The following is an 18915-nucleotide window of genomic DNA, read 5'->3' on the forward strand; positions in this document are numbered from 1 at the left end:
TGAAATACATGTTTCAATCCATCGAAGACGTAACTTTGCAGCTTCGTTCTGCTCATTATATATGTGATACGGAAATTGCTACAGCGGTTTATGTAAGCTACAAACTGAATAAGCCTATCCTTATCGAAGGTCCGCCGGGAGTAGGGAAAACATCGCTTGCAAAAGCGCTGGCCAGCATTATGGACTGTGAACTTATACGCCTGCAGTGCTATGAAGGGATTGATGAAAGCAAGGCGTTATACGATTGGGAGTACGGCAAACAAATGCTGTATACCCAGTTGTTAAGAGGAACACTCGACCAGTATCTTGATGGAGTATCTACGCTTTCACAGGCGGTTGAAAAAATGAGTAAGGAAGAAGATATTTTTTTCTCAGAACATTTTTTGCTCAGGCGTCCTATTTTACGCAGCTTTATGTCCGATAAACCGTCTGTTTTACTTATTGATGAAATTGACCGGGCAGATGATGAGTTCGAAGCGCTGCTGTTAGAAAGCTTAAGCGATTTTCAGGTGACCATTCCGGAATTGGGGCAAGTATCCGCGAAGCATAAACCGCTTGTTGTTTTGACAAGCAATAATACAAGAATGCTTTCTGATGCACTGCGCAGACGCTGCCTGTTTTTACATATCGGCTATCCGAGCGCAGAACGGGAAATCCAGATTATTCAGGAGCAGGTGCCGGAAATCTCAAGAGAATTAACAGGACAGATTGTAGAGTTCCTTAAGAAAGTAAGAGAGCTTGGTTTACGGAAATCTCCAAGTGTCAGTGAATCAATTGATTGGGCACAAACACTTGCTCTATTAAAAGTAAAAGAAATAAATCCGTCTGTTATTAAAGATACGATGGGCTCCCTTATTAAGCATCACTCGGATTATGGTAAAGTTGATGAGTTGATACAGACAGTTCATATTTAAAATCGGGGTTGATACGATGAAGGGGATTCTAACACAATTCATTAACGGCCTGAGGCGAAGGGGAGTTCGTGTATCCCCTGATGAGAATATGGATGCTTTAAAAGGTCTTTATTATGTGGGGCTGAGTGACAGACAGGCATGCAAATCAGTACTGCAGATGACGCTTATTAAAAATGAAAAAGATTTAGATACATTTGATACATGGTTTGACCAGTATTTTAAAGTTCTATGGAACATAGTAGAGGCACAGCCGGAATTGCCTTCTGAAGCGGTCAGGGAAGCAGCGATCGCAATGAAACATCTGGCAGAAGGAGAGAAACAGCCTGAGGGTGGAGAGCATTCCGGTTTTAAAATTATGATTCAGACAGAGGAACTTGAAGATGTGGAAGTCAGTCTGGATGATCTGGAACTGATTGAACAGGAACTTGGGGTTGGCAGTGGAATTGGTCTTAGTACGAATCTGCATTTGGGAGAGCGCTTACAGTCACCGAATCCGGAAGGTACCTATTCAACAGGAGAATTAAAGTACTTTGTTGATGAAGAACAAATGGAACAGTGGAAGCGAAAAAATTTTAATGAGTACACAGAAGAAGAAATTTCCAAAATGGATGAAATGGTCATTCAAATGGTCAATCGTTTAAAGAAAGATATTAAAAAATTGAGAAAGAAGAAAAATGACGGAAAGCTGCATGTTACAAAGACATTGCGGAGAAACAGCCGCTTTGGCATGATTCCTTTTGAGCCGCATTTTAAGAAAAGGAATAAAGAAAAACCGCGTATTGTTGTATTATGCGATGTAAGCTATTCTGTCAGTTATGCCTCACGTTTTTTGCTTCATCTAATGCACAGCCTGCAAAATACAATATTGTCCGTTCGCAGCTTTGTTTTTGTTAAAGAGCTGATCGAAGTTACGGAACTTCTGAATAAATATGATGTTCACCAATCGATGAACAAGATTTCCCTCGGAGAAGTAGTGGATGTAGATGAAAATAGCGATTATGGTCATGCGCTGCTAACTTTCCAGAAGAATTTTATTGATAGTATGAAAGGACAGCCTGCTGTAATATTCTTGGGTGATGCACGAAATAATTACAACCAGTCAAACGCCTGGGTATTGGAAGAAGTTAAAGAAAAATCGGTGTTTACGATGTGGTTAACACCTGAAAGAAAAGGGAACTGGGATCTTGGAGATTGTGTAATTAAAGAATATGGAGAGCATGTAGATGCTATCGAAGTAGTAAAAAACGTGGAAGATTTAAGCCGCGTAGTGGAAAAGCTAATCCGTAATATGTACCGCGGAGGAAGAAATATTGACTGGGAACAGGAAGGAGAGCCAGAATCAGAATCTGATTTCGGTATGGCGATCTTCAGAAATTCCGTTACGATATCCAATGAGTATGAGAAGATGGCGCAGGAGCGTCTGGCTGCAAGGAAGTAAGAAAGACGAGTGCAAACAACGCACTCGTCTTTCTTTGTATTTTACACCGAGGGCAGAAGACGAAGACAGGCCGAAATCGAATACCGATAGATTTTTTCGCCGTGAACAGCAGAAGCAAGGTGCGGGTGAATTCCTGCAGATCCTGAAGGATACCATTCATAAAACTGTCTGGCATCGGGTGTCAATGTAGATTGATTTACAGGATGTCCTGAAGCTTTAGCCATATCAACAAGCTCGGGATGAAGATACAGCATAAGCGATGTTTCAGGAGCGGACGCATGATACTCTTGTTCGTTCCAGACCTCTGACATATATGCCTGAACGTTTTTGTCGTTCCACCATTCAAACAGGGATGTTTTGCATGCTGGCGAGGCAGAGGAAAGATGTGCAATCACATCCTGAATAACAGGTGTGTTTCCTCCATGGCCGTTGATAATCAGGCAGTGGGTAAATCCGTGGGAATAAATAGACAATAGAATATCGGTTAACAGGCAATAAAAGGTGTCCGCTCTTAAACTTAACGTACCTGGAAAAAATAAATGACAATCCGACAGACCAACAGAGACAGGAGGAAAGCAAACCGTATCTGTCCTTCTCTTTAGTTCTTTTGCAAGCGACAGAGGAATTAATATGTCTGTTGCTAGCGGGAGATGCTGTCCATGCTGCTCGTAGCTGCCAACTGTTAGGATACAGCTGCTTTTTTTCTGTACATACTGCTTTATATCACACCATGTTGCTCCGGAGAAAGGTAGCAAAGTACATGGCCCCCTTGAATCGTAGTTCTTCTTTCTTGACTTTTGCAGAACAAGACTGCTGCCATGCTGGAGAGGCAGCAGTCTTGCTTTTAGAAGAAACCTAAAGCGTTCGGGCTGTAGCTTACCAGAAGATTTTTCGTTTGCTGATAGTGGTTCAACATCATCTTATGTGTTTCTCGACCAATACCAGACTGTTTGTATCCACCGAAAGCGGCGTGTGCCGGATATGCGTGATAGCAGTTTGTCCATACGCGTCCCGCTTTAATCGCTCTACCCATGCGGTATGCTCTGCTAATATCACGCGTCCATACGCCAGCACCCAGTCCGTAGAGGGTATCATTGGCAATATGCAGTGCTTCTGTCTCGTCTTTAAATGTTGTAACTGCAACAACGGGTCCGAAAATTTCTTCCTGGAAGATACGCATGCTGTTGTTTCCTTTAAAAACGGTCGGTTGGATATAGTAGCCACCTGCAAGATCGCCTCCAAGATCCGTTCTGCCTCCGCCAACCAGGCATTCTGCGCCTTCTTGAAGGCCGATGTCAATGTAGGACATAATTTTTTCGACCTGTTCCATTGATGCCTGTGCACCGATCATTGTGTCTGTGTCAAGCGGATTCCCCTGCTTAATCTGCTTCACGCGTGCCAGTGCCCTTTCCATAAATTCATCGTAAATGGATTCCTGGATTAAGGCACGTGACGGACATGTACATACTTCTCCTTGATTGAGGGCGAACATCACGAATCCTTCAATTGCTTTGTCAAAGAACGCATCATCCTGCGCAAGTACATCGGCAAAGAAAATGTTCGGGGATTTTCCGCCAAGTTCAAGCGTAACCGGAATCAGATTTTGCGAAGCATACTGCATAATCAGACGGCCCGTTGTCGTTTCACCCGTAAATGCGATTTTTGCAATACGCGGGTTCGAAGCAAGCGGTTTGCCTGCTTCCAATCCGAAACCGTTTACAATATTAAGTACGCCTGGCGGCAGTAAATCTTCTATCAGTTCAACAAGAACCATAATGGAAGCAGGTGTTTGTTCCGCAGGTTTGAGCACCACACAATTTCCGGCTGCAAGAGCAGGGGCCAGTTTCCAACATGCCATCAAAAGCGGGAAGTTCCATGGGATAATTTGTCCAACAACGCCAAGCGGCTCATTGAAATGATAAGCAATTGTGTGCTCATCGATTTCGCTGATTGTTCCTTCTTCAGCACGCAGAACACCAGCAAAATAACGGAAATGGTCAATCGCAAGCGGAAGATCAGCGGCCATCGTTTCACGCAGTGGCTTGCCGTTATCCCATGTTTCCGCAACAGCCAGCATTTCAAGATTTTCTTCGATTCGATCAGCAATTTTGTTTAAAATAAGCGAACGTTCAGCAGCTGAAGTCCGGCCCCAGGCGTCTTTTGCCGCATGTGCTGCGTCAAGTGCCAGTTCGATATCGTCTTCTGTGGAGCGGGCAATTTCACAGAATGGCTTTCCGGTTACCGGAGTAATATTTTCAAAGTATTGTCCTTTGATGGGGGCAACCCATTTTCCCCCAATAAAGTTATCGTACCTGTTTTTGAATTTTACTTTTGATTCAGCCTGATTTGGTTGTGCGACGATCATAACAAAAAAACCTCCTCTATTTAGAAATGAATTGCTCATAATTTTGTATATTCAAAATACATGCCAGATTTCTTTCATTGAATAGCAGGGAATCATACGCAGTTATTGCCTGATGGTTAACTATATATCGGCACTTTTTTACGGAATTTTGGCACAAAAAGAACATTATTCGCCTAACGGAACAGATTTTCCCTTTTCGTTCAATAAATATCGTAGTGTTCTCGGATTGATTTTTAATAGTCTTCCTGCTTCTTTCCGGTTTCCCATTGTTTGTCTCAGCGCTTTTTTGATTACTTCATGTCCTACTTTTGTCTCTATATCACGAATCAACGCTAATAAGTTTGGCAGATCAAATCCATTTTCCACTTCAATTTTTTTTAATAACTCGCTGCAAAATTCATCTGCAAGAGCAGAAAAATCATCTGTACAGCTTTTTTTTCGAAGAGGTGTTACGTTGTTTGTATGTAAAGACTTTTCTTCGAATGAAACATCTGCCGAAGCAGGAACGTGTCTTTTTATAACGGAATCGAGGATTTTTTCAGGAAGATGCTTAATATCGATCTCCCGGCTATCTTTATCAGCCAGAGCCAATGTGTGCATAATGACGTTATGCAGCTCCCTGATATTTCCTGGCCACTGGTAATTTTGCAACACTTCTATAGCTTTAGGCGAAAAAACAGGAGAGAAAGTCGACGTTTTTTGCATCCGTTTTGTAAAATGTTGAATGAGCAAAGGGATATCTTCTCTTCTTTCCCGTAAAGGGGGAAGGCATAGTTTCACGCCTTCAAGCCGATACAAAAGATCGGAACGAAATTCCTTTTTTTGTACAGCTGTTTCAAGATCTACGTTTGTAGCGGATAAAATTCTTGTATTTGTTTTAATTGTTTTCTCCCCGCCCACCCTCATAAATTCTTGTAGTTCAAGAACGCGGAGCAGCTTGACTTGGGTTTGCAAACTTGCCTCACCAATCTCATCGAGAAACAACGTTCCCTGATTGGCGATTTCAAACACCCCTTTGCGCACCTGGCTTGCGCCGGTGAAAGAGCCTTTCTCATGGCCAAATAATTCAGATTCGAGTAGGGATTCAGCAATCGCTCCACAGTTTACCGCAATAAAAGGATGATTGTTTCGGCTGCTTATATGGTGTATAAAGCGGGCGAATACTTCTTTTCCTGTTCCTGTTTCTCCGTTAATAAGAATGGAAATGTTTTTTGGAGCAACCTTTTTGGCGATTTCAATAATCCGCCTCATCTCCTGGTTTGCTCCTATGATAAAACCGGTCTCTTCAGAAATCATATCGAGTTCGTCTGTCTGCAGGCTTTGACTGTGCAACGCTTGCTCAATAATTTGTTTAAGTTTAAGAATGTCATCAAAAGGTTTTTCGATATAGTCGTATGCCCCCATATGAATCGCATCAACCGCTGTTTTTACTGTGCTGTACCCCGTCATAATAATTACCTGTGTAGACGGCTGAACCTTTTTAATGTTTTTCAAGATAGCGAGTCCGTCCGTATCAGGCAGCTTGAGGTCAACGATGGCCAAATCGAAAACATCATTCTCAATTACATCGTTAATTTGACGTGTGTCATGAGCAACTGTGACGGTATGCTGCATCTTTTGCAAAAAATATTTAAAGAACGTGGTAACTTCTACTTCATCGTCGATGACAAGAATATGAGCCATTATTGTACGCCTCCTTTTCCATCAACAGGGATATAAAGAGTAAATGTACTTCCTTCATTTATTTTGCTGTCAATAAGAATGGTGCCGTTATGAGCATCGGCGATACCCAGACTGACGGAGAGACCAAGTCCAGTTCCTTTTGTTGAATCTTTCGTTGTAAAAAACGGATTGAAAACTTGCGGTAAATTTTCCGGTGGAATGCCACATCCATTATCACGTACTGCTATATATGCGTATGTGTCAATGTTTTTATTTTTTTCATACAAGAGCAGTGGAATGTCATGGCTGACGGTCCCTGTTTCAATATGAATTTCGCCGTTTGGTATACCGACTAATGCGTCTTTGGCATTTAGTATAAAATTAATAATAATTTGTTCGATATGCTGCTTACTGGCAAAAATAGTTGGGAGCGCTTTAGATAGATGAAGATGAATAGCGATTTTGTTCCGGTTAATCTGATAGCCGACAATATTAAGAGCCTGTTTTGCTGTTGTATTTAAGCATGTTTCTTCGAATGCGTAATGATCCTGCCTGGAGAACGTTAATAAGTTTTGGATAATTTTTTTACTTCGAACACCGCAGTTGTAAATATCCGATAGAAGCTCCGTTTCCTCACTTTTAGGATCAGCTTCCATCATAAGAAGCTGAGTATTTCCTAGAATGGCTGTAAGTGGGCTGTTTATTTCATGGGCAACTCCGGCAGCCATTTCTCCGATAGCCGCAAGCTTGGCTGACTGAATGAGTTGCTGTTCTAATGCAAGTTTTGCTGTAATATCTTTTACATAACAAATAATGCCTGACAATTTTCCATCGTTATATTTCGGGTGGGAGAAAACATCGAGTATTTTTCCATTCTTCAAATGGATACGGTGTGTCATGCTTGTGTTTGTTGTAAGCACTTCTTCAAGCGGACTGGAAGTCAGGGGTGTCTCTCCGTTGTAGAACAGGTCATTCCATTTTTGCAGCATGATCTGTTCGGGTGATTTATTGAAAAATTTCGGGACAGCATGATTGAAATGGACAATTCTTGAATGTAGATCAACTTGCATTAACATATCGGTAACCGCATCGAAGATATTTTGCAGATCTGTTCGCATGTTAGCCATTTTCGTATATAAGGAGGCATTATCAATACAAATAGATAGATGATCCGCAACCTGGCTCAAAAAATTGATATCATTCTGATGAAAGTCGACCTTATCCCTGCAGCCCAGCGATAAGACACCAATGGGTTGTTTTTTTATGATAAGCGGAAATACCATAACCGTTTTAATCTTGAGATTACGTAAAATAGTATCTTCAAAATATTGATTGCATTCTGAGGAGACATGATGGTAGATAGGAGTATTTTTGTAAATTGACTCCCAGTATAACGAGTCTTTCTGGGGAATTTTTTCTCCGTACTTCAATTCGGTGAGCGTATCCGGAAATACGTGAGTAATCCGTAATTCGTTGCTTTCCATTGATAGTAAAGCCAGACGGTCGAAAAGAATAACCTCCCTCAGTTTAGATACAACTTCTTTCATCATATCCTGAAAAGACATATCAATAGTAATGCTTCGTACAAGCTTATTAATGATTTCCAGTTGAACGTTTTGTCTTGTAACTTCCTGAATTGTTTTTTTTAATTCCATGTAATAATTTTTCTTTGAGGAACGAATACCCGTCAGTTTCTCCAACGCATCTTTTTTACTATCGTACATAGCTCCTCCTTAAAACGCTTCTTTAAAAATATCTTCTATATCCGTTTGTGTTACCTCTTTTGGATTGGTAATAAGGCAGGCATCTTCCATGGCGCACTCGCTTAGCTGTGAAATATATTTTTTTTGTAAGCCTACTTCAGAAAGTCGTTTTGGAATGCCGATATCTCTGGCAAGCCGATTGATAGAGTTGATTGCTTGCAGCGCCGCTTCTGTATCAGACAGGCCTTCAACATTTTCTCCCATAGCGATAGCAATGTTTGTATATTTATGAGGGACCGCCGATTTATTAAATTCCATAACATGCGGCAATAGAATAGAATTTACCTCTCCGTGCGGCATATCAAGCAGTCCGCCTAAAGGGTGTGACATTGCATGAACAGCGCCCAATATCGCATTGGAAAAGGCCATGGCAGCCTGCTGGCTGGCCATCGCAATATTCGTCTTAGCCGTTATATCCGTTTTCGAGCGGACAGACTGGCGAAGATTCCCTGAAATCAATCGAATCGCATCCAATGCAAGCAGGTCGGTAAGAGGAGTCGAGGCGATTGACAAGTACGCTTCAATTGCGTGTGTAAGCGCATCCATTCCTGTATATGCTGTAAAGATGGGTTCTTTCGTTATTAATGTGGTAGGGTCGATAATTGAAATATCGGGAATGAGAGACTTTGATATAATGGCTATCTTCACTTTTTTTTCTGTGTTAGTAATAATGCAGAACTGGGATATATCTGCTCCTGATCCGGCGGTCGTAGGAATCATAATCATAGGAGGGAGAGGGTTTTCTATTTTATCAATCCCCTGAAACTCATGGACAACCCCTTCATTTGCAGACAGGAGCGCTACTGCTTTGGCTGAATCAAGACAGCTTCCGCCACCAATTCCAACAACAATATCACACTGTACACGCTTATATTCCTTTGTAGCTCTCATGACCTCATAATCTTTTGGATTGCTTGTTATATCAGAAAAGATATGATAGTCGATTCCGCATTCAGATATATATGCAACAGCTTTTTTAACCCAACCTGCCTTTATGACTCCGCGATCAGTGACAATGAAAGCTTTTGTGCCTCCCAGACGTAGAATACAGTCTCCAATTTGAGAAATAGAGTTTGAGCCAAAGATAATCTCGGGAGTAACGAATTTTGTGATCTCCATGCGTTCGGTCCTCCTTTTCAACTCTGTATATAAGTGATAGGATAGTCAGAAAATGTCATTTCGTAAAAGAGGGGATAGGTATGTCTATCGAAGTGAATTTTTGCCCTCGATGCGGTTCGAGGGGGATAGAAAGAGAAATAAAAAACAAAGTTTCGTGCAAAAAATGCAAATATTCACTATATTATAACATTAAATTGGCTGCCGGTATTATATGTTTTTGTTCAAATATTTGCCTCTTCTTGATTTTTCATCGTGATTTTGTCAAGTTTTCAATCCATGTTTATATAGGACGCCTGATGAATATGTCAAGTATATTCGTCAGGTTTTATTTTGTTATCAGACACATTTTGAAGATATATGGAGAGCAGTCGGACAAATCCAGAAAAAAATCTTTGCTTCCCCTATGAAAAACAAGTAATGCAAGAATTTTTGCTTAATTATGTCAGATTTTATAACAAGTCATTTGCGCTATCTTTTATGCATTTCTATAATAAAACCATGTTCAATCCTGAATGACTCTAATCATGACGAAAAATGAAAGGGTGATGTTATTTTTTATAACAAAAAAGACGATGACCGGCGATAGTGGGTCGTGTTTCGTCCAGGCAATGAGTTTTCAAATCATTGCCTGATGTTAATTATTACATAATTAGAATTAAAAAAGGGGTGCATTCATCTGTTCAGGTGTGTAAAAAGCAAACTGGGGATTTCTATGTTGGCGATATTTTTGATGCTGGCCGGATGCGGCAGCAAAGCGGTAGAGCAGAAGGATGGCGATTCGGGAGCTTCCCCTTCCTCTGATACGGTAAAAGTCGGAGTGCTGCACTCTTTAAGCGGAACGATGGCGATTAGTGAGGTTTCTTTAAAGGATGCCGAACTGATGGCTATTGATGAAATCAATCAAGCGGGTGGACTGTTGGGTAAGAAGATTGAGCCTGTCATTGAAGACGGTGCTTCCGACTGGCCGACTTTTGCGGAAAAAGCCAAGAAGCTTTTACAGAAAGATGAAGTAGCTACGATCTTCGGCGGGTGGACTTCGGCCAGCCGTAAAGCGATGCTCCCGGTAGTAGAGCAGAACAAAGGGCTATTATGGTACCCCGTACAATATGAAGGAATGGAATCATCTCCTAATATTTTTTATACCGGAGCAACGACAAATCAGCAAATTGTGCCCGCAGTATCCTGGTTGCTTGAGAATCGCGGAAAGAAATTTTTCTTGATTGGATCTGACTACGTTTTTCCCCGCACAGCCAACAAAATCATTAAAGCCCAGTTAAAGGCGGAAGGCGGAGAGTTGCTGGGTGAAGAATATACGCCGCTGGGTCATACGGATTACAATACGCTCATTAGCAAAATTAAGAGCGCAAAGCCTGATGTCATTTTTAATACGTTAAATGGCGATAGTAACGTAGCTTTCTTTAAACAATTAAAAGATGCCGGGATTAAGCCGGGCGATATGACCGTAATGTCTGTAAGTATCGCAGAAGAAGAGATACGTGGCATTGGCGGAGATATTCTGGCAGGCCATTTAGCGGTATGGAATTACTTCCAAACGACAGACACGCCGGAGAATAAGACATTTGTACAGAAGTACAAGGAGAAATACGGCAACGATCGGGTGACGGATGATCCGATTGAAGCGGCTTATGATGCGGTTCACCTGTGGGCGGAAGCGGTAAAGAAAGCCGGCTCTTTTGAGGTGGAGAAAGTCAAGGCGGCAGCCAAAGGAATTGAATTCAAGGCACCGGGCGGAACGGTCAAAATCGAGGGTGAGAATCAGCATCTTTGGAAAACCGTCCGTATTGGAGAAATCCAATCTGATGGACAGTTTAAGGAACTGTGGAATTCGGGGAAAGCTGTAAAGCCGGATCCGTACTTGAAAAGCTATCCTTGGGGAAGCGGACTGAGCCAGGGGAATTAAAAAAGGAGGAAAAGAGGGAGTGGTGAAGCATTCACACGGGTTAATCCCTCTTTTCCTTATTAAGTCCGATCCGAATAAGGAGGTAACCATATGGATGTTATGTTAACTCAGTTGTTTAACGGAATGAGTCTGGGTTCCATTATGCTATTAATCGCCCTGGGCTTAGCGATTACGTTCGGGTTGATGAATGTGATTAACATGGCTCACGGAGAGTTGATCATGATCGGGGCTTATATGACCTATCTCACTCAATTGTTCTTTTCCCATTATGCACCCGAATCGATGCATGGTTTTTATTTTCTCATCGCGATCCCCATCGCTTTTCTTGTTTCTGCACTTATTGGATTATTGTTGGAACATTTTCTGATTCGCCATCTGTACGGCCGTCCCTTAGACAGTTTGCTGGCCACGTGGGGAATCAGTTTGATTTTGCAGCAGATTGCCCGGAGCATTTTCGGGGCGCCGAACGTTGCAGTCACCGCCCCCGATTGGCTGAATGGCGGACTTACGCTAATGGGGAACGTAACGTTTCCTTACAAGCGTTTGTTTATCATTTTTCTTGTGGTCGCGTGTATCGTCGGATTGTATTTCTACCTGTACCGGACTTCCGCTGGACGCCGAATGCAGGCGGTGACCCTTAATCGAGGGATGGCATCCTGCCTGGGAATTTCTACCCGAAAGGTTGATGCCTATGCATTTGCGTTAGGGTCAGGGCTAGCGGGGATTGCCGGATGTGCTTTGACCTTGATTGGACCGATTGGACCGTCCATTGGCTCTTATTACATTGTCGACGCTTTTATGGTTGTTGTGTTGGGAGGCGTAGGTAAACTGGCCGGAACAGTAGCCGGTGGGTTTCTTATTGGCTTGCTCGGAACGTTTCTTGAATATTCAACTACGGCTACGCTGGCTAAAGTGATTGTATTTGCGCTTATTATCGCATTTTTGCAATGGAAGCCTTCCGGACTTGTCAATATGCGAACAAGAGCATTGGATTAGGAGGTGCAGGATGAACAGTTTGATTCGCTCACGGTCCCGTATGCAGTGGATCGGATATGTGACTTTTGCGGCAGTGCTTGCTATCGCCCCGTTGTTTTTATCCGATTTTCGCTTGAATTTATTAGGAAAATTCTTATCTTTGGCGATTCTGGCACTCGGACTCTGCTTAATTTGGGGGTACACCGGTATTCTTAGTTTGGGTCATGGCGTTTATTTTGGACTGGGCGCCTATTGCATGGCCATGTATTTGAAGCTGGAAAGCGCGGGAGGCCATCTGCCCGACTTTATGGAATGGAGCGGATTAACCGCCCTTCCCTGGTTTTGGAAGCCTTTTGCCAGCCCGGTCTTTGCGCTGGGCGCAGCGATTTTCATTCCTGTCTTATTGGCGGCGCTGATTGGCTATTTAACCTTTCGCAACCGGATTCGCGGTGTTTATTTTTCGATCCTTTCTCAAGCTCTTGTTATCATTCTGGTCACGCTGTTTATCGGAAAGCAGGAATATACGGGTGGAACAAACGGACTGACGAATTTTTCCACGGTTTTTGGTTTTGGGCTCGCTGCTCCCGAGGTACAGGTAGCGATTTACTGGATTACGTTAGCCGTGCTTGGACTCGTCTTTACGTTTTGTCTCTGGCTGGTTCACAGCCGTTTAGGGCGTTTGCTTATCGCCATTCGTGATGGGGAGAATCGTGTGCGCTTTTGCGGATTCAACCCAACCGGTTATAGTGTGTTTGTTTATTGTTTATCGGCTGCATTCGCGGGCTTATCCGGTGTTTTGTTTGTGCTTCAAGTGGGAATTATCTCTCCGGCCATGATGGGCATTATTCCTTCCGTTGAAATGGTTCTATGGGTGGCCGTTGGCGGGCGTCAATCGTTGATTGGTGCGGTTATCGGAACGATAGTAACCAACGGGGCGAAAAGCTTTTTTAGCGAGTCATATCCAGAAATATGGTTGATCTTATTAGGTGCCTCATTTGTCATCATTGTGCTGTTTTTGCCTAACGGACTTGTAGGTCTTTTTGAAAAAATCAAAGGCAAACTGTTTATTACAAGGGAAAGAGGGGCGAAAGATGAGCAGGCAACCCATACTGTCGTGTCGTAATATCGTGGTGGACTTTGATGGATTCAAGGCGATTCAAGGAGTCGATTTGACGATTGAAGAAGGGGAAATTCGCTTTCTTATTGGACCGAATGGGGCGGGAAAAACAACGATGCTCGACGTCATTTGCGGGAAAACGAGAGCGTTGAGCGGACAGATATGGTTTCATAACAGGATTGACATCGTGAAAAAGCAAGAGCATGAGATTGTTAACCTGGGCATCGCGCGTAAATTTCAGGCACCATCTATTTTTTTAAATCTTACCGTGTTTGAAAATTTAGAACTGGCAATGAAGCAAAACCGGCATCTATGGGCCGTTTTGCGAGCCAGGATTGACAGTGGGCAAAGAAAACGGATGATGGAGGTGCTTGCGCAAATCGGCTTGGCTGATCAAGCCGAACGAAAGGCGGGCTTGCTTTCCCATGGGCAGAAGCAATGGCTTGAAATTGGCATGCAGCTTATGCAGGAGCCGAAGCTCCTTCTTCTGGATGAGCCTATCGCGGGGATGACGGGGACGGAACGGGAGCGTACGGGAGAACTTATCCGTGAAATTGCTCAGACTTGCTCTGTCATTGTAGTTGAACATGATATGGATTTCGTGCGGACGTTTTCCAAACAAGTAACCGTTATGCATGAGGGAAAGATTCTGTGTGAAGGAACAATGGAGCAAGTACAGCGGGATCCCCGTGTGGCGGAAGTATATCTCGGGAAGGGGAAGGCAGAACATGCTGAAAGTGTCGCAACTTGATGTCGGGTACGGGGAGAGTATGGTGCTGCGGGAGATCGATCTCCGCATTGAGCCGGGAACCGTCGTCTCGCTAATGGGAAGAAACGGAGTGGGCAAGACTACATTATTAAAAAGCATCGTCGGGTTGCTCAAAGCAAAAAAAGGGACAATTGAATTTATGGGGAAAGACATTACCGCGCTGCCGCCTGAAATGAGAGCCAGGCGAGGAATTGGCTACGTTCCGCAGGGAAGAGATATTTTCCCTACCCTTACAGTGGAAGAAAACCTTTTATTGGGGCTTGAAACCCTCCCGAAAGCAGAATGGAAAAACGGGATTCCGGAAGATATATATGACATGTTTCCTGTATTAAAAACGATGCTTCACCGCAAAGGGGGAGATTTGAGCGGCGGACAGCAGCAGCAGCTGGCCATTGCCCGGGCGCTGGTCGGAAAGCCCAGGCTGCTTTTGCTAGATGAGCCGATGGAAGGCATTCAACCCTCCATTGTTCTGTTAATCGCGGATGTCATTAAACGGATTGCCGCAATGAAGACCGTATCCATTCTGCTCGTAGAGCACAGTCTGGATTTGGCTTTGGAATGCGCTGATTACTTTTATGTGATCGATAAGTCCTCCATCGTTACGCAGGGGGATACCCGGTCGTTTAATGAGGATGCGATTAAACAATACTTAGTCGTTTAAATGAGGAGAGAAAACGAATGAAACTTTCACCAAGGGAACAAGAAAAATTGTTGGTCGTTGTGGCGGCCGATTTGGCCCTCCGCCGCAAAAATCGCGGCGTGAAGCTGAATTATCCGGAAGCGGTGGCCCTTATTACGTATGAAATTATGGAGGGGGCGAGAGACGGAAAGTCAGTGGTCGAATTGATGAGAGAGGGGACAAAGATTTTGACCAGGGAGGATGTCATGGAAGGGGTGCCGGAAATGGTTCGGGAGATTCAAGTGGAAGCGACGTTTCCGGATGGAACAAAATTGGTGACTGTCCATGACCCCATCCGGTAGGTTGCTATCATCAAAGAAAGGTGTGGGAAGATTTGATTCCAGGAGAATATCGACTGTGCAAGGAGAAAATTGTTTGCAATGCGGGAAAGGCGGCCGTGAAACTGACGGTCCTCAATCGAGGCGATCGGCCGGTACAGATTGGTTCACATTTTCATTTCTATGAAATCAATCGAGCATTGGAATTTGATCGTGAAAAGGCGTTTGGTATGCATTTAAATATTCCGGCAGGGACGGCGGTCCGCTTTGAACCCGGGGATGTTAAAGAGATAGAGGTCGTTCCGTTTTCCGGGCTGCGCCAAGTGTACGGATTGAATAATAAAACCAACGGAGAACTGGATTAATGTAAAACGAAAAGCATGCGGGAGCGGATAAAAAGAAAGGATGACTGATGATGAGTTTTCAAATGTCAAGAAAACAGTACGCAGACATGTTTGGACCGACAACAGGGGATGCGATTCGTCTCGCGGACACGGAGTTGTTTATTGAAATTGAAAAGGATTTTACCGTTTACGGTGATGAAGTAAAATTCGGCGGCGGCAAGGTGATCCGTGACGGGATGGGACAACATCCGTTGGCTGCCCGTGCGGAAGGGGTGCTCGATACCGTCATTACCAATGCGGTTATTATAGACTATACGGGGATTTACAAAGCGGATATCGGAATTCGCGACGGAAGGATCGCAGGGATTGGCAAAAGCGGGAATCCCTTATTGATGGATGGTGTAAACCTGTTGATTGGCGCTTCGACAGAGGTCGTTGCTGCTGAGGGAATGATTGTCACGGCAGGAGGAGTGGATAGCCACATCCACTTTATTTGTCCGCAGCAGATTGAAACAGCTTTGGCGTCCGGAATTACGACGATGATTGGAGGAGGAACAGGACCGGCTACCGGAACGAACGCCACGACGTGTACTCCGGGGGAGTGGAACATTCATCGGATGCTGGAGGCCGCAGAAGCTTTTCCGGTGAATGTTGGATTTCTGGGCAAAGGCAATGCCTCGGCGGAAGAGCCTTTGGTTGAGCAGATTCGTGCGGGCGCCATCGGTCTTAAGCTTCATGAAGATTGGGGAACAACTGCTTCGGCAATTGATCATTGTCTGCGGGCAGCCGACCAGTATGATGTGCAGGTAGCGATTCATACGGATACATTGAATGAAGGAGGTTTTGTCGAGGATACTCTGGCGGCGATTAATGGCCGCGTGATTCATACATACCATACCGAGGGGGCAGGAGGAGGGCACGCTCCTGATATCATTAAGGTAGCAAGCTATCCTTATATTTTGCCGTCTTCAACCAATCCCACCCGCCCGTATACGAAAAATACGCTCGATGAGCACCTCGATATGCTGATGGTTTGCCACCACCTGGACCCGGATGTTCCGGAGGATATTTCCTTTGCCGATTCGCGCATTCGTAAAGAGACAATTGCCGCCGAAGATATTCTGCACGATCTCGGGGTTTTTAGTATGATTAGCTCTGATTCCCAGGCGATGGGACGGGTAGGCGAGGTCATTACCCGAACCTGGCAGACGGCGGATAAGATGAAAAAGCAGAGAGGGCAGCTATCTCAGGATACAGGCATCAGCGATAATTACCGGGTGAAGCGGTACATAGCCAAATACACCATTAACCCGGCTATTACCCATGGCATTTCTGATGAGGTCGGTTCGGTGGAAGTTGGAAAAATGGCTGACCTTGTCATATGGGACCCTGCGTTTTTTGGAGTAAAACCGGAAATCGTCATGAAGGGCGGAATGATTGTCCACAGCCTTATGGGTGATCCGAATGCTTCGATTCCGACACCGCAGCCTGTGTTATATCGGCCGATGTTTGCCTCTTTCGGAAAAGCGAAACATAAAACATCTATTACGTTTCTATCAAAAATTGCGATCGAGCTTGGCGTGCATGAAACATTAGGGTTGAAGAAGCAAATCCGACCTGTACAGCGGATTCGCCAATTGACGAAAAAGGATATGAAGCTGAACGCCGAAACACCGAACATCGAGGTCGATCCGCAAACCTATGAAGTAAAAGTGAATGGGGAAGTGATCACCTGCGGGCCGGTTGATGTGGTACCGATGGCGCAGCGCTATTTCTTGTTTTAGGAGGGAGCACTTTGATTATCGAGCAAATCAGAGGAAACATCGAACATGCCGATCTTGGTGGCCGCCATGTGGAGAAAGTCTACCTGCACAGCGACGATCTGGTAAAGCGAATTCAACGAGTAACCACCGATCACGGCAAGGAAATCGGGATTCGTTTAAAAGAAATGAAAGATTTGACGGATGGCGACATTTTGTATATGGACGATCACAATGCGATTGTGGTGAATGTCATTGCGGACGATTTGTTTGTCATCCGTCCTACCAGTATGAAACAGATGGGGGAAATTTCCCATCAGTTAGGGAATCGCCATCTACCGGCCCAGTTTGAAGGAGAAGAGATGCTGGTCCAATACGATTACTTAGTCGAAGAGTTGCTTCAGCAGTTGAAGGTTCCTTATGTACGAGAAAAAAGAAAGGTCAGGGAGGCATTTCGCCATATTGGACATAGTCATGGATAGCCGTCTGTTAGCATTATTGCAGTTATGCGATTCTAACTTTCCTTCGGGAGCATTCTCTCATTCTTTCGGACTGGAAACATATATCCAGGAATACCGGGTGAATAGTAAAGCGACATTTGCGCACTGGCTTCAGGTTTATCTCGATAAACAGCTTGTCTATGTGGATGGATTGGCCTGCCGGCTTGTGTACGAGGCGTTGGAACAAAACCGGGTCAATGAAATCTGGCAATGGGATCAGATGCTATACGCACAAAATATTCCACGGGAATCACGGGAAGCCAGCCGCCGGATGGGAGAGAGAATGGTTCGGATGGGCATCGACTTGTTCTCTTTGCCATTACTCAAGGAATATGAAGAAAGGATACGGGCAAAGCGCTCTTTCGGACATCCGGCGATTGTATTTGCCATGATTGTTCATTCTTTAAACATAGCAAAAGAAATCGGGATTCTATCGTACTTATATTCCAGTATTGCAGCCCTGGTCCAAAACGGAGTGCGGGGCATTCCGCTGGGACAGACAGATGGACAACGTCTTTTGTTAGAATGTCATCCCTGGCTGATAAAGGCGACAGAAAAAATCAAGAAAATGGATGCCTCCGATTTTGGAGCGGTATCACCGGGGCTTGAAATCGCGCAAATGCATCATGAACGCTTGCATGTTCGTTTGTTTATGTCATAACCCGATACAGCAGAGAGAGGAGAACGAAACATATGGAGCCAATACGCATTGGAGTTGGAGGACCGGTAGGGGCCGGAAAAACAATGTTAGTGGAAAGATTGACGAGGGCGATGCATCAAGAATTCAGTATGGCTGTGGTGACAAATGATATTTATACGAAAGAGGATGCACAGTTTTTGATGAAAAACAGTGTCCTTCCAGCCGACCGGATTATTGGCGTGGAAACGGGAGGTTGTCCGCATACAGCCATCAGGGAAGATGCTTCGATGAATTTCGCGGCGATTGAAGAACTGAAGGCCAGCCACCCCGACCTTGACATTATTTTTATAGAGAGTGGTGGAGACAACCTGGCAGCCACCTTTAGTCCGGAACTTGTTGATTTCTCCATTTATATTATCGATGTAGCCCAAGGGGAAAAAATCCCCCGCAAGGGCGGACAAGGAATGATTAAGTCAGACCTGTTTATTATTAATAAGATGGATTTGGCTCCCTATGTGGGAGCAAACCTTGAAGTGATGGAAGCAGATACAAAGGTTGCCCGGGGAAATAAACCTTATATTTTTACTAACCTGAAAGAAGATATCGGCCTTAAGCAAACGGTTGACTGGATTAAGAAGAATGCGCTGCTGGTAGGACTGGAATGACATGAA

18 protein-coding genes are annotated in these 18915 nt (G+C 44.2%); 13 read left to right on the forward strand and 5 right to left on the reverse strand.

Going from position 1 to position 18915, the window contains the following annotated elements; genetic code table 11:
• Positions 1 to 8 precede the first annotated feature (8 nt).
• Together ADA01nite_RS05120 and ADA01nite_RS05125 are read left to right on the forward strand one after the other, a co-directional pair.
• On the forward strand, positions 9 to 914 hold the full coding sequence (locus tag ADA01nite_RS05120; RefSeq protein WP_146808881.1) for an AAA family ATPase: 906 nt from the start codon (positions 9 to 11) through the stop codon (positions 912 to 914).
• Between the two features lie 16 nt (positions 915 to 930).
• Positions 931 to 2352, forward strand: a complete 1422-nt coding sequence (locus tag ADA01nite_RS05125; RefSeq protein ID WP_146808882.1) for a VWA domain-containing protein — start codon at positions 931 to 933, stop codon at positions 2350 to 2352.
• 41 nt (positions 2353 to 2393) lie between these two features.
• Here the strand turns inward: ADA01nite_RS05125 and ADA01nite_RS05130 are convergent, their stop codons facing one another.
• The 5 genes from ADA01nite_RS05130 to ADA01nite_RS05150 all read right to left on the reverse strand — a co-directional run bounded on the left by ADA01nite_RS05130 (position 2394) and on the right by ADA01nite_RS05150 (position 9261).
• Entirely contained in the window at positions 2394 to 3107 is a 714-nt protein-coding gene (locus ADA01nite_RS05130; protein ID WP_170230152.1) for a creatininase family protein, read from the reverse strand.
• Between the two features lie 89 nt (positions 3108 to 3196).
• Entirely contained in the window at positions 3197 to 4717 is a 1521-nt protein-coding gene (gene adh / locus ADA01nite_RS05135; protein ID WP_146808884.1) for an aldehyde dehydrogenase, read from the reverse strand.
• Between the two features lie 165 nt (positions 4718 to 4882).
• Positions 4883 to 6400, reverse strand: a complete 1518-nt coding sequence (locus ADA01nite_RS05140) for a sigma-54-dependent transcriptional regulator (protein WP_146808885.1) — start codon at positions 6398 to 6400, stop codon at positions 4883 to 4885.
• A complete protein-coding gene (locus ADA01nite_RS05145; protein ID WP_146808886.1) occupies positions 6400 to 8103 on the reverse strand; it encodes a GAF domain-containing sensor histidine kinase in 1704 nt (567 codons plus the stop codon). The genes ADA01nite_RS05140 and ADA01nite_RS05145 overlap by 1 nt, the downstream gene beginning before the upstream one ends.
• Before the next feature lie 9 nt (positions 8104 to 8112).
• Positions 8113 to 9261, reverse strand: coding sequence for an iron-containing alcohol dehydrogenase (locus tag ADA01nite_RS05150; protein ID WP_146808887.1), 1149 nt, complete (start codon positions 9259 to 9261; stop codon positions 8113 to 8115).
• A gap of 712 nt (positions 9262 to 9973) precedes the next feature.
• On the opposite strand from ADA01nite_RS05150, the gene urtA reads away from it, so the two are divergent.
• The 11 genes from urtA (at position 9974) to ureG (ending at position 18909) form a co-directional block, all read left to right on the forward strand.
• Positions 9974 to 11182 carry an urea ABC transporter substrate-binding protein gene (gene urtA / locus ADA01nite_RS05155; RefSeq protein ID WP_146808888.1) on the forward strand — a complete coding sequence of 403 codons (1209 nt, stop codon included), beginning with the start codon at positions 9974 to 9976 and terminating at the stop codon, positions 11180 to 11182.
• 90 nt (positions 11183 to 11272) lie between these two features.
• Complete coding sequence (gene urtB / locus ADA01nite_RS05160; RefSeq protein WP_146808889.1) at positions 11273 to 12178, forward strand: urea ABC transporter permease subunit UrtB; 906 nt, start codon at positions 11273 to 11275, stop codon at positions 12176 to 12178.
• A gap of 10 nt (positions 12179 to 12188) precedes the next feature.
• Positions 12189 to 13280 carry an urea ABC transporter permease subunit UrtC gene (urtC, locus tag ADA01nite_RS05165; RefSeq protein ID WP_146808890.1) on the forward strand — a complete coding sequence of 364 codons (1092 nt, stop codon included), beginning with the start codon at positions 12189 to 12191 and terminating at the stop codon, positions 13278 to 13280.
• Positions 13249 to 14025 (forward strand): urea ABC transporter ATP-binding protein UrtD, encoded by a 777-nt coding sequence (gene urtD, locus ADA01nite_RS05170; RefSeq protein WP_146808891.1) that lies wholly within the window; start codon positions 13249 to 13251, stop codon positions 14023 to 14025. The genes urtC and urtD overlap by 32 nt, the downstream gene beginning before the upstream one ends.
• Positions 14003 to 14704, forward strand: a complete 702-nt coding sequence (gene urtE / locus ADA01nite_RS05175; protein WP_146808892.1) for an urea ABC transporter ATP-binding subunit UrtE — start codon at positions 14003 to 14005, stop codon at positions 14702 to 14704. The genes urtD and urtE overlap by 23 nt, the downstream gene beginning before the upstream one ends.
• Positions 14705 to 14721: 17 nt before the next feature.
• Entirely contained in the window at positions 14722 to 15024 is a 303-nt protein-coding gene (locus ADA01nite_RS05180; protein ID WP_146808893.1) for an urease subunit gamma, read from the forward strand.
• 32 nt (positions 15025 to 15056) lie between these two features.
• Complete coding sequence (locus ADA01nite_RS05185) at positions 15057 to 15365, forward strand: urease subunit beta (protein ID WP_146808894.1); 309 nt, start codon at positions 15057 to 15059, stop codon at positions 15363 to 15365.
• 50 nt (positions 15366 to 15415) lie between these two features.
• Entirely contained in the window at positions 15416 to 17128 is a 1713-nt protein-coding gene (ureC, locus tag ADA01nite_RS05190; RefSeq protein WP_146808911.1) for an urease subunit alpha, read from the forward strand.
• Between the two features lie 11 nt (positions 17129 to 17139).
• Positions 17140 to 17586 carry an urease accessory protein UreE gene (ureE, locus tag ADA01nite_RS05195; protein WP_146808895.1) on the forward strand — a complete coding sequence of 149 codons (447 nt, stop codon included), beginning with the start codon at positions 17140 to 17142 and terminating at the stop codon, positions 17584 to 17586.
• Positions 17579 to 18265 carry an urease accessory protein UreF gene (locus ADA01nite_RS05200; RefSeq protein ID WP_146808912.1) on the forward strand — a complete coding sequence of 229 codons (687 nt, stop codon included), beginning with the start codon at positions 17579 to 17581 and terminating at the stop codon, positions 18263 to 18265. Before ureE ends, ADA01nite_RS05200 begins: the two co-directional genes overlap by 8 nt.
• A gap of 32 nt (positions 18266 to 18297) precedes the next feature.
• Positions 18298 to 18909, forward strand: a complete 612-nt coding sequence (ureG, locus tag ADA01nite_RS05205; RefSeq protein WP_146808896.1) for an urease accessory protein UreG — start codon at positions 18298 to 18300, stop codon at positions 18907 to 18909.
• The last annotated feature ends 6 nt before the right edge of the window (positions 18910 to 18915 follow it).

The organism is Aneurinibacillus danicus, assembly GCF_007991215.1.
Taxonomy (GTDB): Bacteria; Bacillota; Bacilli; order Aneurinibacillales; family Aneurinibacillaceae; genus Aneurinibacillus; species Aneurinibacillus danicus.

Bases quoted from the DNA above. Each gene is read 5' to 3' on its own strand.
- ADA01nite_RS05120 (WP_146808881.1), top strand. From the start codon at position 9: ATGTTTCAATCCATCGAAGACGTAACTTTGCAGCTTCGTTCTGCTCAT.
- ADA01nite_RS05125 (WP_146808882.1), top strand. From the start codon at position 931: ATGAAGGGGATTCTAACACAATTCATTAACGGCCTGAGGCGAAGGGGA.
- adh (WP_146808884.1), bottom strand. From the start codon at position 4,717: ATGATCGTCGCACAACCAAATCAGGCTGAATCAAAAGTAAAATTCAAA.
- ADA01nite_RS05140 (WP_146808885.1), bottom strand. From the start codon at position 6,400: ATGGCTCATATTCTTGTCATCGACGATGAAGTAGAAGTTACCACGTTC.
- ADA01nite_RS05145 (WP_146808886.1), bottom strand. From the start codon at position 8,103: ATGTACGATAGTAAAAAAGATGCGTTGGAGAAACTGACGGGTATTCGT.
- ADA01nite_RS05150 (WP_146808887.1), bottom strand. From the start codon at position 9,261: ATGGAGATCACAAAATTCGTTACTCCCGAGATTATCTTTGGCTCAAAC.
- urtA (WP_146808888.1), top strand. From the start codon at position 9,974: ATGTTGGCGATATTTTTGATGCTGGCCGGATGCGGCAGCAAAGCGGTA.
- urtB (WP_146808889.1), top strand. From the start codon at position 11,273: ATGGATGTTATGTTAACTCAGTTGTTTAACGGAATGAGTCTGGGTTCC.
- urtC (WP_146808890.1), top strand. From the start codon at position 12,189: ATGAACAGTTTGATTCGCTCACGGTCCCGTATGCAGTGGATCGGATAT.
- urtD (WP_146808891.1), top strand. From the start codon at position 13,249: ATGAGCAGGCAACCCATACTGTCGTGTCGTAATATCGTGGTGGACTTT.
- urtE (WP_146808892.1), top strand. From the start codon at position 14,003: ATGCTGAAAGTGTCGCAACTTGATGTCGGGTACGGGGAGAGTATGGTG.
- ADA01nite_RS05180 (WP_146808893.1), top strand. From the start codon at position 14,722: ATGAAACTTTCACCAAGGGAACAAGAAAAATTGTTGGTCGTTGTGGCG.
- ureC (WP_146808911.1), top strand. From the start codon at position 15,416: ATGAGTTTTCAAATGTCAAGAAAACAGTACGCAGACATGTTTGGACCG.
- ADA01nite_RS05200 (WP_146808912.1), top strand. From the start codon at position 17,579: ATGGATAGCCGTCTGTTAGCATTATTGCAGTTATGCGATTCTAACTTT.
- ureG (WP_146808896.1), top strand. From the start codon at position 18,298: ATGGAGCCAATACGCATTGGAGTTGGAGGACCGGTAGGGGCCGGAAAA.